The sequence below is a fragment of the Pedobacter sp. genome, from assembly GCF_039594775.1.
Lineage (GTDB): Bacteria > Bacteroidota > Bacteroidia > Sphingobacteriales > Sphingobacteriaceae > Pedobacter.
The window spans coordinates 1,250,499-1,268,391 of record NZ_JBCNMT010000001.1 but is presented as its reverse complement, the minus strand read 5'-3'; the positions used below and the strand labels follow the sequence as shown (position 1 = coordinate 1,268,391).

14 protein-coding genes are annotated in these 17,893 nt (G+C 37.9%); 2 read left to right on the top strand and 12 right to left on the bottom strand.

Annotated features, from left to right (window positions below):
• Positions 1-146: 146 nt before the first annotated feature.
• The 4 genes from fusA to ABDV71_RS05335 form a co-directional block, all read right to left on the bottom strand.
• Complete coding sequence (gene fusA / locus ABDV71_RS05350) at positions 147-2,270, bottom strand: elongation factor G (RefSeq protein ID WP_343531392.1); 2,124 nt, start codon at positions 2,268-2,270, stop codon at positions 147-149.
• 89 nt (positions 2,271-2,359) lie between these two features.
• A complete protein-coding gene (rpsG, locus tag ABDV71_RS05345) occupies positions 2,360-2,827 on the bottom strand; it encodes a 30S ribosomal protein S7 (RefSeq protein WP_113649283.1) in 468 nt (155 codons plus the stop codon).
• A 17-nt stretch (positions 2,828-2,844) separates the two neighbouring features.
• Entirely contained in the window at positions 2,845-3,258 is a 414-nt protein-coding gene (gene rpsL, locus ABDV71_RS05340; protein WP_010599925.1) for a 30S ribosomal protein S12, read from the bottom strand.
• A gap of 407 nt (positions 3,259-3,665) precedes the next feature.
• A complete protein-coding gene (locus ABDV71_RS05335) occupies positions 3,666-4,124 on the bottom strand; it encodes a hypothetical protein (RefSeq protein ID WP_343531391.1) in 459 nt (152 codons plus the stop codon).
• A gap of 136 nt (positions 4,125-4,260) precedes the next feature.
• Here ABDV71_RS05335 and ABDV71_RS05330 point away from each other — a divergent pair, with 136 nt between their 5' ends.
• On the top strand, positions 4,261-5,673 hold the full coding sequence (locus ABDV71_RS05330; protein ID WP_343531390.1) for a HAMP domain-containing sensor histidine kinase: 1,413 nt from the start codon (positions 4,261-4,263) through the stop codon (positions 5,671-5,673).
• On the opposite strand, the gene ABDV71_RS05325 is transcribed toward ABDV71_RS05330, so the two are convergent.
• The 8 genes from ABDV71_RS05325 to ABDV71_RS05290 form a co-directional block, all read right to left on the bottom strand.
• Positions 5,674-5,856 carry a hypothetical protein gene (locus tag ABDV71_RS05325; RefSeq protein ID WP_343531389.1) on the bottom strand — a complete coding sequence of 61 codons (183 nt, stop codon included), beginning with the start codon at positions 5,854-5,856 and terminating at the stop codon, positions 5,674-5,676. It lies immediately after the preceding gene.
• Between the two features lie 6 nt (positions 5,857-5,862).
• Complete coding sequence (locus ABDV71_RS05320) at positions 5,863-6,978, bottom strand: acyloxyacyl hydrolase (RefSeq protein ID WP_343531388.1); 1,116 nt, start codon at positions 6,976-6,978, stop codon at positions 5,863-5,865.
• Between the two features lie 36 nt (positions 6,979-7,014).
• Positions 7,015-7,734 carry a ThuA domain-containing protein gene (locus tag ABDV71_RS05315; RefSeq protein WP_343531387.1) on the bottom strand — a complete coding sequence of 240 codons (720 nt, stop codon included), beginning with the start codon at positions 7,732-7,734 and terminating at the stop codon, positions 7,015-7,017.
• Between the two features lie 4 nt (positions 7,735-7,738).
• A complete protein-coding gene (locus ABDV71_RS05310; RefSeq protein WP_343531386.1) occupies positions 7,739-7,963 on the bottom strand; it encodes a VF530 family protein in 225 nt (74 codons plus the stop codon).
• Between the two features lie 67 nt (positions 7,964-8,030).
• Positions 8,031-10,841, bottom strand: a complete 2,811-nt coding sequence (locus ABDV71_RS05305; RefSeq protein ID WP_343531385.1) for an outer membrane beta-barrel protein — start codon at positions 10,839-10,841, stop codon at positions 8,031-8,033.
• Between the two features lie 233 nt (positions 10,842-11,074).
• Positions 11,075-13,045: a M1 family metallopeptidase gene (locus tag ABDV71_RS05300; RefSeq protein ID WP_343531384.1), complete on the bottom strand. Its 1,971-nt coding sequence runs from the start codon at positions 13,043-13,045 to the stop codon at positions 11,075-11,077.
• 80 nt (positions 13,046-13,125) lie between these two features.
• Entirely contained in the window at positions 13,126-13,842 is a 717-nt protein-coding gene (locus ABDV71_RS05295) for a hypothetical protein (protein ID WP_343531383.1), read from the bottom strand.
• A gap of 60 nt (positions 13,843-13,902) precedes the next feature.
• On the bottom strand, positions 13,903-14,256 hold the full coding sequence (locus ABDV71_RS05290) for a Spx/MgsR family RNA polymerase-binding regulatory protein (RefSeq protein WP_343531382.1): 354 nt from the start codon (positions 14,254-14,256) through the stop codon (positions 13,903-13,905).
• Between the two features lie 138 nt (positions 14,257-14,394).
• Between ABDV71_RS05290 and ABDV71_RS05285 the strand changes: the two genes are divergently transcribed.
• Positions 14,395-17,889 (top strand): response regulator, encoded by a 3,495-nt coding sequence (locus tag ABDV71_RS05285; protein WP_343531381.1) that lies wholly within the window; start codon positions 14,395-14,397, stop codon positions 17,887-17,889.
• Positions 17,890-17,893 lie beyond the last annotated feature (4 nt).

The window sequence follows — 17,893 nt, the reverse complement described above, 5'->3', positions numbered from 1 at the left end:
TTATTTATTTAATTAAACCGATAGTTAGAGCTATTAATAACTAACGGCGGATTTATTTTTGAATTAAGGATAAAGGAACAAGGATTAAAGACCATATTGCATAGGCCTCATATCTTTTATCCTTGCTCTTTGCTCCTTTATCTTAATTAGTCTTCGATACCTTTAACTTTACCTTTAGACTTAGCAACAACTTCGTCTTGTACGTTTTTAGGTGCCGCTTCATAGTGGTCAAACTCCATTGTTGAAGTTGCACGACCTGAAGTGATAGTACGTAATTGAGTTACATAACCAAACATTTCCGAAAGTGGAACGTGTGCTTTGATTACTTGCGCACCGTTACGAGTATCCAAACCTTGCATTTGTCCACGACGACGGTTCAAGTCACCCATTACATCACCCATGTTTTCTTCTGGAGTTAAAACTTCAATTTTCATGATTGGCTCCATCAACACTGGTTTACACTTAGGCAATGCCTCACGGTAAGCCATTTTAGCAGCTAATTCGAAAGATAAAGCATCAGAGTCAACCGCGTGGAAAGACCCATCGATCAAACGAACTTTCATTCCTGATAATGGGTAACCAGCTAACACACCATTGCTCATTGAAGCTTCAAAACCTTTTTGAACTGAAGGGATATACTCTTTAGGAATAGCACCACCCACAATCTCGTTAACGAATTGAAGAGCTGATTTAGAGTTATCAAAATCTTCGTCTGCTGGAGAAATCACCACTTTGATATCAGCGAATTTACCACGACCACCTGATTGTTTTTTGTAAACTTCACGGTGTTCTGTAGAACCATGGATAGACTCTTTATAAGCTACTTGAGGAGCTCCTTGGTTAACTTCTACTTTGAATTCACGTTTTAAACGGTCAATTAAGATATCTAAGTGAAGCTCACCCATACCAGAGATTACCGTTTGACCAGTATCTTCATCAGTTTTTACTACGAAAGTTGGATCCTCTTCAGCTAATTTACCTAAAGCAATACCTAACTTATCTACGTCAGCTTGAGTTTTAGGCTCAATTGCTAAACCAATAACCGGCTCAGGGAAAGTCATCGACTCTAACACGATAGGGTGTTTTTCGTCCGATAAAGTATCTCCTGTTTTAATATCTTTAAAGCCTACTACCGCACCAATATCACCAGCTTCGATGAAAGGAATAGGGTTTTGCTTGTTAGCGTGCATTTGGAAGATACGAGAGATACGCTCTTTGTTACCTGAACGAGTGTTCAATACATAAGAACCAGCATCTAACTTACCAGAATAAGCACGGATAAAGCACAAACGACCTACGAATGGGTCAGTAGCGATTTTGAAACCTAATGCTGCGAAAGGCTCGTTTACAGAAGGTTTACGAGAAATTTCTTCACCTGTATCTGGGTTAGTTCCTTTTACTGCCTCTTGATCAAGTGGCGAAGGCAATAACTCCATTACTAGATCCAACATCGTTTGTACACCTTTGTTTTTGAAAGATGAACCACAAACCATAGGTACAATAGCGTTATCTAATACAGCCGCACGTAAAGCATCTAAAATTTCACGCTCAGTTAATGAGTTAGGATCTTCGAAGAATTTCTCCATCAAAGACTCATCGTAAGAAGCTACTGCTTCCAATAATTTCTCACGGTACTCGGCAACCTCGTCTACCATATCATCAGGAATTGGCACTTCAGTAAAGGTCATTCCTTTATCATGCTCATTCCAAACAATACCACGATTGTTGATCAAATCAACTACACCTTTAAAGCTATCTTCAGCACCGATAGGCAATTGCAATGCAACTGCATCAGAACCTAACATATCTTTAACTTGCTTAACTACTTTTAAGAAGTCAGCACCTGAACGGTCCATTTTGTTAACGAAACCGATACGTGGTACTTTATAGTTATCAGCTAGTCTCCAGTTGGTTTCAGACTGAGGCTCAACACCATCAACTGCTGAAAACAAGAAAACTAAACCATCAAGTACACGTAACGAACGGTTTACCTCTACGGTAAAATCCACGTGTCCAGGGGTATCAATAACGTTTACTTGGTATTTGTTGTTACGGTAGTTCCAGAAAACGGTAGTAGCAGCAGAAGTAATGGTTATCCCACGTTCAGCCTCTTGTACCATCCAGTCCATGGTTGATGCACCTTCGTGTACCTCACCAATTTTGTGGTTTACACCAGCATAATAAAGGATACGCTCGGTAGTAGTTGTTTTACCAGCATCGATGTGTGCAGCGATACCAATATTTCTTGTAAATTTTAAATCTCTTGACATCTTGTTTTGATATATGATTACACCGATTAAAAGATTTCACAGATATCAATCAGTGTAATCCAAAAATCAGTGTAATCAATTTATTTTTCTTAGAATCTGAAGTGAGAGAATGCTTTGTTGGCTTCAGCCATTTTGTGCGTATCCTCTTTTTTCTTAACTGCTGCACCTTCACCTTTAGCTGCCGCTACCATTTCACCAGCTAATTTCTCTTTCATGGTTTTTTCACCACGCTTACGCGAGTAGTTGATTAACCATTTCATACCCAATGCAGTTTTACGCTCTGGACGCACTTCTGTAGGTACTTGGAAGTTTGCACCACCCACACGACGAGATTTAACCTCTACAGCAGGGCTGATGTTTGCTAATGCACGTTTGAAGATTTCCAATCCGTTCTCACCTGATTTTTTCTCAGCCAATTCTACAGCATCATAAAAAATAGCGTAAGCGATAGATTTTTTACCGTCAAACATCATGTTGTTTACAAATCTTGTAACCTGAACATCGTTAAATTTAGGATCAGGAAGAATAATTCTCTTTTTCGGTTTTGACTTTCTCATTTCTTATTTCCTCCTAATTATTTCTTTTTACCTTTTGCAGGAGCCGCTGCTGCTTGTCCTGGTTTAGGGCGTTTAGTACCATATTTACTACGACGTTGGTTACGACCAGCTACACCTGATGTATCTAAAGCACCACGGATGATGTGGTAACGTACACCTGGTAAATCTTTCACACGACCACCACGGATCAAAACGATTGAGTGCTCTTGTAAGTTGTGACCTTCACCTGGAATGTAGGCATTCACCTCTTTACCATTGGTTAAACGTACACGGGCAACTTTACGCATTGCAGAGTTTGGTTTCTTAGGGGTAGTAGTGTATACACGGGTACACACGCCTCTTCGCTGTGGACAGCTGTCCAACGCTGGAGATTTACTCTTAAACTCCAGTGCTACTCTACCTTTTCTAACTAATTGTTGAATGGTTGGCATTTCTTGCTTTTTGTTTCTATTATTTATTTAATTTCCTTGCCGTTAGCAGTTTATAACTAGCCTACATTAAGGGACTGCAAAAGTAGAACAATTTCTTTTAACTATCAAGAGGTTACGATAAAAATTTTCTCATTTAAAAATACCTTAACACAAAATTTGCTTCAACTTAAAATAAGCGTACATTTTAGAAGAAAAGCAATTATAGTAGTTCTTGGCTTACAACAGTCCCGCTTTCTGTTACAATCTTTTTGTTTCCCCTTCACAAACCTTGCAGGTTTTGAAAACCTTGGAGGTTTCCTCTCGCTTACAAAAAGTATTTCCACCCCAATCGGGTTTATGATGAAAGATTGAATAAAAAACACCCCGCAAATTACCGCGAGGTGTCAACATTAGATTTCAATAAGTATTTAATTACAGTCTTTAAAGCTTTCTTTAATTTCCTTTAGCTTTGCCACCAACTTTTTCAACGTACTTGGTGCATTACCGTATTCAAAGGTCACTTTCTTAATTTTACCATCTATTTTCAGGGCCACCCATTCTGCTCCACCGTCTGCACAATCAGGGCAGCCAATTACTTCTGGCAACTTCTCAAAATCGTGTTGATTAACTAATTTCTTTAACTCGTTCAGTTCCTCCTCCGTCATCTTCTTCGTACAAGTCTTTATATCAGAATTAGTCTCGTGCTTTCTCTTAGAGAATTTCACTTCGTTTACACTCACAGCAATATCGTTCACACAATAGCCCACGCACATTCCAAAAGAGGTACCATAACCTATTTCCCGAATATTAGTATTTCCATTCTTCTCGCAAGAATTAAAACTAAAGATGGCCGCAATCAAAGCAATAAAAGCAAACGTATTTTTCATTTTTTATCTGTTTAAAACAATACGCTTGATTTATCTCAAACGCTACAAAAAGATTTGCCCATACTTTTGAGAACTAAATGGTTACTTTTTATATATTTAACTCATAAACCAAAAACCGCTCTCTTATTGCGCTCAAATGAATGTTGTTGTAAAATCAACCAAACGCATTATATATAACTATGTAATCTGCATATTTATTTCCATTGCTTTAATTGTTGGCCTTAACCACTATGGGCTCAAGGCGATAGATGGCATCAGGGCATTTACTTCTGGCGAGTCTATTTATATGAAGGCACAACAAGAAGCCTCTAGGCAACTTACCAATTATGTGTTCACCGCAAACCCCGAATATTACGCTAATTTTCTAACACAGCTTCAAGTACCTATTAATGATAGTTTGGCGAGGATATCTTTAGATAGCAACCTTCATCATTCTATCTCAAAAAAACATTTGCTATTGGGAAAAAATATTCCGGAAGACTTGGACAATATCATTTGGGTTTATCGAAATTTTAAATCGCTTTCCCAATTTAAAAAAGCCATTAGCATTTGGAAAGATGCAGATCAACTGATAATAAGTCTTGAAAACCAAGGGAAAGCAATTGATAAACAAATCAAACAGAAAACCATTTTTAATCCCGCAGAAAAGGAGCAATTGGCCCGAGGCATAGATAAAACCTGCAAATTGCTTACTCAAAAAGGTAATGAGTTCGACGAAACGCTTACTGAAAACTCAAGGCTGGTTAATAAAGCAGTACTTACCATCAATACATTAATGGCATTTATCATTTTCATCTGCATTGTTGGTATTTCTGTAAAATACATCCACAAGATATCGGTGTTGCAAAAAGACACTTTGGCACAAAACAAAGCGCTTCTGAAAACAAATGAGGAAATGGACCTTTTTACGCATAGCGTGTCACATGACCTTAGGTCCCCCATTACTTCGCTGAAGGGCATTATAGCCTTAGCCGAACTAGAAGAAGAAGAGAAGCAACGTAATGAATATTTTTCCCTGATGAAGCGGATACTTTCTCGACAGGACGACTTTATCTTGAAAATAATTCAGTTTTCCAAAAACAAGCGGACAGATTTACATATCCATGAAATACATTTGCCTTCTTTCTTCGAGCATCTTGTACAAGATCTTGAGCATAGTAGCGACATCGAGATAGACATTAAGCTGGATGTTGAAAACACTGTCATTTGCATTGACGCCTTCAGGCTGGACATTATCTGTAAGAATCTTATCTCTAATGCAATCAAATATGCGGATCCAAAGAAAGCAGCTCCTTTTATCAAAATTTCTGCAAAGACCCAAAAAGGATTGTTGAACTTAGTTTTTGAAGATAATGGCATCGGTATTGACCTAGAGCATCAACAAAAAATATTCAACATGTTTTATGTAACCACTCATCAGAATAAGGGCAGCGGCATTGGGCTTTACTTGGTTAAAGAAATGATTAACAAACTAGGTGGCGAAATCAAAGTAAGTTCTTCCAATGGCAACGGAAGCTCATTTACGATTACCATACCTACTCTGGCTTAGTTACTTTTTAATAGTAATGACACGACCTGTTACCAAAGTAAAGCTATAGATACGATACAACCCGTCATCAGTCATTTCAATACCTTCTACCAAACCAGTTTTACTAAAGGTATCAGTTACCAAATCGCCCTTTTTGATGTCGTTGAGTACTTCCAACGGTGTTTCTTCTGTCAATCTAATCATGCTATCTTATCTGGTGAACATCAATCCAAAACCTACATAATCCGCTTCAGTTTGGTGAATGTATATTTTCGACTGTAAGCCCAGCCAATTATTCAACTTGTACCTTACTCCCGCCGTCCAGTAAGTTTTAACTGGCAACAAACTATTGTAATGTATATAGTAGCCATATTTTGCTATAAAAGCTAATTTCCCCATCCATAGATCAGGACCAATAGCAGCTCCAACACGCCACCTATCTAAAGATGACGCCTTGGACTGAAAAGTTTCTAAAATTCGATTGGGGTCATATATAGTGTAGTAGTAAACGGCGTCAATCCCTGCACCTATAGCCAAATAAGATGTTAGATGATAATTATAGCCTCCATACAAACCTGTTTTATACAAACCATCTCTACTTTGGTACACTCCCCGTCTTCCTATGTTAATCCCAAAATCAAAGCTGTGCTTTTTGTAGCCTTCATCTTCAAAGGATGTCGTTTTTACTTCAATATTATTATTTAAAGCCCTAATTACACTTAGGCCAACACTTACTGTATTTAATCCATTATTTGGAACACGGGTGCCTCCATTTGAATAATGCAATATATCCAAATTAGCAGAAATGGCTGTTTTTTCGTTGATAGGCACACTAGCCTTTAAGCCCGCTTTAAGCCCAAAATTAAGTCGGCTGCCCACTATTGGATTTTGGTTGCTATACCATGATTCGCCAGCATACAGTATTCCGAAACCTGGTGTAAAGGCCAATTCAACTTTGTTTAAATCAAGAAGAGGAAAAGTCAATCCCCCTAACAAGCTATAGGCATCACCAAACTCTCCCTTTTGCGGATTTGCAATCCGGGTAACATTGGTCATGTGCTTGTAGTTGAAAATAACGTCAATGCTTTTTATGCCCAAATCGCTAGACCATTTCTTTGGACTCCTGTTCACATTGTAATGATAAATCAACTCCCCGCCATAGGTAGCCCCTTGCAGAAAATTTTTATCAGCACTAAAATTATCAATTGACCTTTGCAAATTTAACTCCAAGCTATGTGAATTACGCTGGGCATAAACAGAAGGTGCTACACTTATAGAAACAAAGAAAATAATGAGCTTGACAAAAGCAACAGAACGAATAGGCATTGTTTTAAACGGTTTTATATCTCCCAAAAATATAAATTATTTGCGCATAGCCCATTTAATCCCGGCTAAAAGCTGTTTGAGGAACAATGCATTAGAATAGGTTTCGGCGGCATGACCTAAACCGGTGTAGAACACTCTTCCACCTTCAAATTTATGATACCATACCATTGGATGATCATTACCCATTTTACCGCCCTTATAGGAGCTCTCATCCACACTTACCAATACTTTTACATTAGGGTTAAATGATTTGAAATTATACCATTCATCAGTATGTAGCCAATTTTCAGGAATTCCCTTCATTAATTTATCTTTAGGATTTACCGATACCAGTTTGGCCTGTTGAACTTTTGGGTGGTCAGTAAAAAAGGCACCTATCATTTTCCCGTACCATTCCCATTCGAAGCAAAAATCAGTAGCCGCATGTATGCCGACCAACCCACCACCTTTATTGATATAGCTTTTGAGTGCCTGTTTCTGCTCCTCTGTAAAAACATTAGAGCCAGTTGGATTTAAAAAAACCAATGCTTTATATTTCGATAGATTTTCTAAAGTGAAGCTATTTACACTTTCTGTAGTATCTACTTCAAAACTATTATTTGCCCCAAGGGCTTTAATGGCAATAATACCTTCTTTAATGGATTGATGACGAAAACTCTTCGTTAATGAAAAAACGAGCACCTTGTCTTTTGCATTAAGTTCATTGGGTTGAAAAAACAAGGTTAGCACTACAAATATGGCAAGTACACTTTTCATCATCTTAGTTTTTAAATGTTTCAATATAAAGTTGTTCAACTTGTTTTCTTGCCCATTCTTGTTTACGCAAAAATTTTAGGCTTGAAGCAACACTAGGATCCTTAATGAAGCAATTAAAACGTAAAAGATAACCAAGCTCTGCCCATCCATAATGTTCGCTCAAGCGAGTAACAATGTGCTCTAGCGTTTTACCGTGCAAAGGATTATTTTTCTGTTCAATATGGCTCATGTACAAAGTTAAAAGGATTGACATAAATGCAAAGCAGCATTTGCCAATCCTTTTAGTTTTACATGTTTTAACCAACCGTATTCCGAGGGTTTGACCGTGTATTGGTAGCCCCTGCTCTGGAAATTTTATAGTTTAACGACAGATAGAAATAGCGGGTAATGGTATTGAAGCGAACATCCTCCATGCGGCTTGCATTTACGGTCCTGTCAATATTTGTATTTTGGTTCAGAATATCAAAACCTCTGATTGCCAAAGTAATTTTACGCTTCATTAAAAACTGTTCCAATCCTGCGTTTAGCAAAAAAACGTTGTTATTGAACCCATCGGCCCTACCTGCAGTACCGTTATGCTGTAATTCAGCACTAATACGTAGGTTCTTCACAAATTCCCAACTTAAACTTGCATTATTGAAAAAACTAAAATATTTGTTATCAATTGCCGCAGGCTGTGAGTTGTTCACTTTGCTATATTGTACCCCCAGATAGATACCTGTATTTAACTTATCATCTATATCATAACTGAAGTTGGTATTTGGTCCAATGTTATATCTGTTGGTGATATTTTTTTCTTCATTGATGAAGGAAGAAGTATGTGACATAAAGAGGTTAAGTCCATATCCCATTCTTAAGCCTTTAATTTTAGTAGGTTGACCAAAGAAAGTTCCAGTTCTGATAAAATAGTTTCCATCTACATTTCTAGGCTGTACTTGCTGGCCACCCTTTACATAATTTATACTACTACCGATGTCATCAAAAGCATAGTTAATTAAGAAATAGCCATTCCAGTATTTATTGTTATCGGCGCTAAATGTATTGAAATTGATAGCCATACGATGATTTTTAACCGCCTCTAGATTTGGATTACCAATTCTTTGATATACTGGATTAGTGTTGTTTTGTATAGGTTGCAAATCATTAACAGAAGGCAGGTTCACCGAAGAGTTATAATTTAATTGTATGGTATGATTGGCTTTATTCTTAAAATTGATGGTCAATCGTGGTAAAATATTGTAATATTTTCTATCCAGATGGTTGGTATTTACGCCCGCGTTACTGAAAGTTGTGGCGTCCAAACCTGTTTGCTGTAATCCAAAGCCAAAATTATAAGTCCATTGCGTACGGGTGTGGATGAATCCAAATCGAGCAGCCTGCAACCAGTTTTTATTGTCGATGCTATTTGATAAATCGGGAACAACCGTTTCATATCTATCGGTAACTTCGTTATAATTAAAAGTTAGCTGCTGCGCATCTACCATACTTTGATTATAGATATAGCCTGCATTAGCACTCCATTTCTTACTCAACTGACGCATGTAGTTAAGGTTAGCCGTATAGGTTTTCGCCACATTTTCTTGGTCAGCTTGTTGATCAAGAAGCGTAGGGTCTGGTGTCCCGCTGGTATAGTCGGTAATCAAATATTTATTTATCCAATTTGCATGATAAGTATTTTGGGTTCCATTTAACCTTAATGAAATAGAGCCTTTGCCAAAACGACGAAGCACAGAAAATTCTCCAAAGAGTGCAGGTGTATTATTTTTTTGATTGAAATATTGACGTCCATCATTACTTTTTCCAGCGGCATCAAATGCTGATTTGAAGTTTCTATCATTAATGTTGGTTGTATAATTGAGAATAACATTAGGCCTAAATGTAATATCTGTCAATGAATCTGGATGATATTCTAACCTAAAATTAAATCGATGGGCTTCATTGTCAGAGTTACGGTTCAAAACTTCCGAAGTACGAAGTACATCATCTTTGTTAACGTCCTGAATACTCGAGAACCTATCGCCTATGCCTTTTGAAAAATAGGTAAAATAACTGCCGCTAATGGCCAGTTTATTATTTTTACCCCAGCTGTTGCTATAATTAAGCCCTCCACTGTGAGTAGTTACCTCTCCAATTGCACTATTATCGAACACACCAGAACCACCAATAGTAGTACGACCATTGTTTACATTGATAGAAAAACTGCCCCCTGCAGGTGGAGCAAAAATATTCCCAATGTTTCCGCCTGTAAAGCTATTAAGGTCCTCAATCTGGAAACTGGCATTGCTCACGTTATTGCTCATTCCTAATACAGCGAATTGTAGGTTCTTGTTGAAATGATTTGCGCTCAGGTAACTGTTATATCGATCCGTAGTACCTCCTGATAGGTTCGCATTTCCAAACCAGCCTTTCTTTTTATCTTCCTTGATGATCAGGTTTAATACCTTTTCACGCTGCCCATCATCTACTCCAGTAGCTTTTGCCTCCAATGTTTTACTATCAACTACCTGCACCTTAGCAATGGCATCTGCTGGTAGGTTTTTGGTCGCTGTTTTAGGATCCGTGCCAAAAAAGTCCTTACCGTCAACTGTTAACCTAGAAACCTTTTGCCCCTGTACCAGAATATTACCATCTCTATCTATCTCTACTCCAGGAAGCTTCTTCAATAGCTCCTCAACAGCCGCGTTAGGTTGCGTTTTAAATGCTCCAGCGTTATATTCGATGGTATCTGGCTTAATTTTCACATTAGCTTGCTGCCCAGTTACGTTTACTTCTTTTAAAGAGACAGCATCTTCAGTCATTGTTAAAGTTCCCAATTCCAAATTTTTAGCGTTTATTTCAATGGGCTTAACAATCGCTTTATACCCCAAAGCTGATATTTTGAGTACATACTTGCCGTTCTTTAAGTCCTTCAATAAAAAATCTCCATTATGGCCAGTAAGTGCCCCATTTCTTTTAGTGGAGTCTGATTGCTCGGTCAATAGCACCGCGGCATAACCAATAGGCTCATTGTTAGCAGTAGATAAAACTCGTCCACTTAACTGATGATTTTGTGCGAAGACTTTCGTAGTTAATAGGCAGCAGAGAATTAAAAATAAGCTCTTTTTCATTAAAGTTGTTTTGGTTAATAAAGCTGTATGGATACAACTTCAATAACAAGACGCAGAACCAAATAAAATGTGACACTTTTTTGAAAAATAAATTTTAAAAAGACGCCAAGTCAAAAAATTATTGCTTTTAAGCTAGCCCTATTTCTTATTTAATTTATTTTTTCGGAGATATACTTCTAACAAAAAATCCCGCAAGTAAACTTACGGGATTTAAGTATTTTAATTGAACTGTATCAATTACCTGCGGTCCATTTGTTATTTTCAACGTTACTGTCTGGCAAAACTTGTTGTGGATCTAACACGACTTCAACAACTTCTTCGGTTGTTGGATATCTTACGATCCAGCTAGTATTTTTCATCCAAACATCAACTGGAACCTTTATGATATCGGTTTTCCCACTTTTGGTTTTGATACCCAAAATAATCGGCATTGGCATTTTATCCAAGTTATCTACCTTGATAGTGTAACCTGTAAAGGTATTGTTTTTCAATTCCTTCACTTCAGCAATTCCCTGATCCATTTTCCAATTGTTGAGGAACCAACTTTTCCAAAACCAGCTCAAATCCTCTCCTGCTGCATTTTCCATCGTGCGGAAAAAATCATAAGGCGTTGGGTGTTTATAAGCCCAATTGTGGATATACTGTCTGAAAGCGAAATCAAAGCGGTCTTTACCTAAAATTTGGTCTCTAAGAATATGTAATGCCCAGCTTGGTTTAAAATATAAGTTAACCCCAATGTTAGGCTCTGCCATTCCATCTGGCATCAACATCATGTTTTCGTATTTCGGGTTTCCTATAATCGATTTGCCCACAGCATTCATATTCATGGTACGTGGTTTATATTCGCCATTGTTAAATTCAGTACTTGAAAGGTCGTTAATAAATGTATTGAAGCCTTCATCCATCCAACCGAATTTACGCTCATTAGAACCTACAATCATTGGGAACCAAATGTGTCCAAACTCATGGTCAATTACTCCCCAGGCATCTCCCTTTTTAGCTTTCCATCCGCAGAATACAATGCCAGGATATTCCATACCTCCAATATTAGACGCTACGTTTACTGCCATTGGGTATGGATATTCATACCACATTTTTGAGTAGTGCTCAATTGAAGCCTTTACATATTCTACTCCTCTTCCGTAGCTATCGGCACCATTACTTTCCACAGGATGAGCTGAAACGGCCAGAGATTTTTTACCGCTTGGCAAATTAATTCTTGCAGCATCCAATACAAAAGCTTTTGATGAAGCCCAAGCAGCATCACGTGTATTGGTCATTTTAAATTTCCAAGTCAATTTATCTTTTGCCGGACGAGATTTTGGATCTGTTACTTCCGCTTCCGATCTAATATGAATAGTTTTATCACTATTTTTTGCTTCGTTCCAGCGCTTAAATTGCTCGGCGGTAAATACCTCTTGTGGATTTAATAACTCGCCCGAGCCCATTACAATATGGCTTGCAGGCACTGTTACGTCGAAGGTGATATCACCATACTCGCAATAAAACTCTCCAGCTCCCCAATAAGGTAAAGTATTCCAGCCTAGTACATCATCGTACACACACATGCGAGGGAACCACTGTGCAATCGCAAAAATCTCTCCGTTTTGCGTAGTCAAATGCCCAGTTCTATCAGACCCTAATACTGGAACCGTATAAGAATAATCCATTTTGATGACCACAATGTCTCCATTTGCAGCCATAGGTTGGTCCAAACGGATCTGCATACGGGTATCTTCAACCAATGAAGTAAATTTTACAGGTTTTAATTTTTGAGAAACAGAAACATTACTGATTTCATAACCACCTTTAAATTTTTCCCCTTGAGCTCCATATCTACTGCGGGCAGGTGTAATCGCTAAGCCTCTAGATTTTTCATCAAATGAATTTTGATCTAATTGCAACCACAAATAAGGCAACTTCTCCGGGCTGTTGTTTTTATAGGTGATGGTAATGGTGGCTTTAACACGATTGGTTGCCTCATCTAGACTTGCACTAATGTTATAGTCAACCCTATTTTGCCAATATTTGGCGCCAGGAGCACCACTGGCGGAGCGGTATTCGTTTCCATTTTGAGTATAAAAAAGAGGCCCAAAAGCTTCTTCGGGCACATACTTAGCTGCTGGTTTATCCTGAGCAAAACTCAATTGCCCACATACAAGGGTTAGCAAGACCACTAAGGTTCTAGAAATTGTTTTCCGCATGTTTATGTTTGATATTTTGACGCTAAGTTATCTGAAAAGAAACAATATGCAAAAATGGCACACGAATATTACCAATCTTTCTAATTATTGCCTTTCAACTTAGGTAATGATGGTAGCTTACGAGCATCTGCTGGCAATTTTTGCCATTCGCTAAAGGTGGTAGCAATATAAAGTGTATAATTAAATGGCTTTTCGGCTTTTACCTGTTCTATTGTTGGACGATACATGCCAATGTAATCATCTAAATCCTTCTCTTTATATTTTACCAATTTCTGAATTACTTCTTTGTTAAAGTTTTTGGAAATCTCTTCGTTAATATCTGCCTCTTCTTCTAACTGTTGTTCTTTTTCTTGCTGCCTACGCCATTTGCCATACCCTAAGCCTAATCGTAATCCACCTCTATTTTTGGAATAATCCACTCTTCGAGCTGGTGTAGCTTCTGGATCCTTGGTATCCAAAAATGGAGAAACTTTGGTGGTCGTGATATTTACAGGATTCAAATTGTTGATCGCCATCCTTAAATAGGTATTCTTAGGAAAAAGATTAACCAAATAAATAGTGTCTGTTTGGTACCCTACTAGCGCATAAGTAAGTAAATCGCCTGTTTTAGCAGGAATAGCATAATGTCCATCTTTATCAGTAACTACCACTGCTTTTGTGGTGAGATTGCGTACAGCAACTCCCTGCAAAGCCGTACTACGCTGATCGTTGTCGAAAACGTTACCTGTCATAAAAGTCTGCGCCTGTACAAAAAAAGGCAACAACAACAAAACCAATAGAGATAGTTTCTTTAACATATTCAAATTTAATGTGCTTTATTCACTAAGCAGTTCTTTTAACAAAATTTAACACACCCATTACTTTCCAAAGAACCCCTGATATTCATCTTCCTTAAAACCAAGCAAAACGGCCTTTTCATTCACCTCAACAATTGGTCGCTTAATGGCACTAGTATTGGCTGTTAAGTAAGCAATAGTATGATCAGGCGAATTGATTTCAGCCTGCTCTTCTTTGCTTAATTTTTTAAAAGTAAGGCCTGCCTTGTTAATGACCTTTTCCCATCCAAAAACATTAAACCATTCTGTAAGTTTAGCAGGAGTAACACCTTTTTTCTTAAAATCGTGAAACTCATATGCTACATCATTATTTTTTAGCCAATCTTGCGCTTTCTTAACTGTATTACAATTGGGGATACCGTATAGTTTTGTCATTTTTATTTGCATTAGCTGGCTAAGTTAGCAAAAACAGTTGCTTTGAGTGCCACTTATCTATACCGTAAATTATTTTACATTATCTCAATACTCCTTTTATAACTATCTTAGCCCATATTTTTCTAAAAGAAATAGCATATGCTCAAATTTTCCTTTAAGCAGCAAATACTCACTGGCTTTGCCGTCTCTCTTCTTTTTGTATTGATTTCCTCCATAGCCTCTTATCTCAGCATAAGGTCTTTAAATGACAGTTACGGTTGGATTGACCATACACAAGAAGTAACCAAAACTGCAGAACGTTTGGAAATTGAACTTTTAAATGCTGAGACCGGCCTTAGAGGTTATGTTTTAACTGAGAAAGAATATTATCGTGAGCCTTACGTAAAGAGTATTGATAAAATAATGCCCTTAATTGATAAACTTCAAAATTTAGTAAGCGACAACAAGCCCCAAGAGGCAAAGATTGACAGCATGGCTGTATATGCAGCGCTTAAGGTTACCGACATGAAACAGATCATGACGAAAGCGGGCACACTTGGCTTTGAGGCGGCAAAACAACAAATTTTAACAGACAAAGGGCGCATTTACAAGAACAAGCTGCTACAATTTGCGGATCATATGGTAACCGAAGAGTACCGTTTATTGGATAAAAGAAGGCAGACTATGTCCGCAAGAAGTAGCCAAACCATTGCTATTGTTAGTTTAAGCTCACTGGTTATTTTTGGTTTAATCCTATTCTTGTTAAGATATATCAGAAAGACTTTTGACCAGCAAAAAGAGACGGAAAAACACATATTACTCACCAATGCAGAGCTAAAGGACCTTTCTACAAAAAATGAACAACATAACTGGATGTTGAGTAGTGAAGCAAAAGTAAATGATGTGATGAGGGGCGAATTTGACATGAATCAACTTGCCGAGAATATCATCACATCCATTTGCAATATTTTGAACTATCCAATTGGTGTATTTTACCTAGCTAATCGCTCACAAAAAACACTAACTGTTAGAGGAGCTTTTGCTATCCATGAAAACCTCGCTGACAGAAAATACCATTTCGGAGAGAGTTTGGCTGGACAGACTGCTCTAGAAAAGAAAACACGAATACTCACACCTGTTCCTGATGGGTATATGAAAATTAGCTCTGTTTTAGGGAATGCCAGTCCAAGCCATATTTTATGTTTGCCTATATTATTTGAAGAGGAAACCATAGCTGTTTTAGAGATTGGCCTTTTGGCCGAACCTACTGAGGTGCATATTACATTTTTAGAAAAAATCTCTAATGACATTGGTATTGCCGTAAACAGTATGGTGGCCAAGGTTAAGTTACAAGAGCTTTTCGAAAAAACCCAGCAACAGGCAGAGGAACTGATCAGTCAACAAGAAGAACTACGTGTAACCAACGAAGATCTTATCCATAAAACCGAGGAGCTACAGGCTTCCGAAGAAGAATTAAGGGTACAGCAGGAAGAATTACAACAAGCTAATTCGGAACTGGAAGAGAAAGCTCAATTACTTGAAGAAAAAAATGCATCCATTAACCAGGCCAAAGAGGCTATTGGCCTAAAAGCGGCGGAGCTTGAACTGAGCAGTAAATATAAATCGGAGTTTTTAGCCAACATGAGCCATGAACTACGTACGCCGTTAAATAGTATCTTAATTCTAGCCAGGATTTTAAAGGAGAACAAACTTAACAATTTGTCTGAAGAGCAAATCAAATATGCGGGAGTAATCCATAATGCTGGTTCAGATCTATTGGCTCTGATCAATGACATTTTAGATCTTTCGAAAATAGAATCGGGCAAGGTAGACCTACTTATTGAACAGATTAAGCCTAGAGTAATCAAAAGTCAAATTGAAGCCCTATTCAATGAACTTGCAAAACAAAAAGATATTCAGTTTGAATTTAAGATCAATGAAGACCTTCCTAATGCTATTGCAACCGATCAAACAAGATTAGAGCAGATCATTAAAAACCTATTGTCCAATGCCTTTAAATTTACCAGAAAAGGTGGCCATGTGACCGTTGAAGTTGGCTTAGCTCAAAAAGAACAAGTTAAATACAATAAATCACTTTTAGAACTGGATCAAAATCTGATTTATTTCGCTGTCACTGATAGTGGAATAGGTATCCCTAAGGATAAGCAGCAAATCATTTTTGAAGCCTTTCAACAAGAAGATGGCTCTACCAGCAGAAAATATGGAGGCACTGGTCTTGGGCTTTCTATCAGCAGAGAGCTCGCCAATTTATTAGGTGGAGAAATCCAATTAAAAAGCGAAGTGGGTGTTGGCAGCACGTTCACATTACTGATTCCTCAGGATTTGGCTATAGAAGGAGCCCTAAAAACCGTTACAGAAAAAGAAATGGCTATAGATTTTCCTTCAGAAGATAGCTCATCTCTGCCTGAAAATATGGAAACCGTTCCGCTAAAGCTAAGCAATGGCAATAAACTATTGATTGTTGAAGATGATGAAAACTTTGCCGAAATCTTAAAAGCCTATGCTATTGAAAAAGGTTTTGAACCCATTTTGGCACATAGTGGAGATAAAGGGCTTGAACTGGCCACTAACGAATTGCCTGATGCCATTGTATTGGATGTAATGCTGCCAGTAATGGACGGATGGACCATTTTGAAGAAACTAAAGGCAAACCCAGCCACACAACACATTCCTATCCACATGATGTCGGCCGGAGATGAAAAGCCCGCAAAAGCTAAAAAAGAAGGTGCCATTGGTTTCCTTAAAAAACCGGTAGAAAAAGAAAAACTGGACAATGCCTTCGAACTGCTTTCCAACCAGTATAAATACAATTTTCACAACGTATTGGTTATAGAAGACCAAGTATTGCAAAGCAATGAACTTACAGAGCAATTAATTAAGAAAGGCGCCAAGGTATCGCAAGCGTATACGGGCTCAGAGGCAAGACAAATGTTGGAAGAAAGTGTTTTCGACTGCATTATCTTGGATTTGAAACTACCTGACATATCAGGATTTGACTTGCTTGATGAGATTAAATCTAATCCAGATACTAAAAATGTTCCGGTAATTATCAATACTGCCATGGAACTCGACAAAGATAAAATGGCCAGTATCATGCGCTACTCACAGGCCATGGTGTTAAAGAGCAATAAATCTAACGACAGATTGCTAGATGAAGTGAGCCTGTTCATGAACAAACTGCAAGCAGATACTCCAGCTCGAGAGGAATCCCATAAAATAACAAAGACACCAAAAAACTACGCACCAACTATTGAAAAAGCATTAGAAAATAAAACGATTTTAATTACCGACGACGATATGCGAAACATCTTCGCTTTATCATCAGCATTACAAGACTATAAAATCAAGGTAATTATTGCCAATAATGGCATTGAAGCTTTAGAAAAGCTAGAAGAACATACTGAAATAGATTTAGTGCTAATGGATATCATGATGCCAGAAATGGATGGTTATGAGGCCATGAGAAAAATTAGGGCACAAAGGCATTGGGCCAATCTACCTGTAATTGCGCTTACTGCTAAAGCAATGAAAAGCGACCGCGAAAAATGTATTGAAGCAGGTGCCAGCGACTATATTTCCAAACCAGTTGATATCGACAAGCTCTTATCAATGCTAAGGGTTTGGTTAAGCTAAAAGA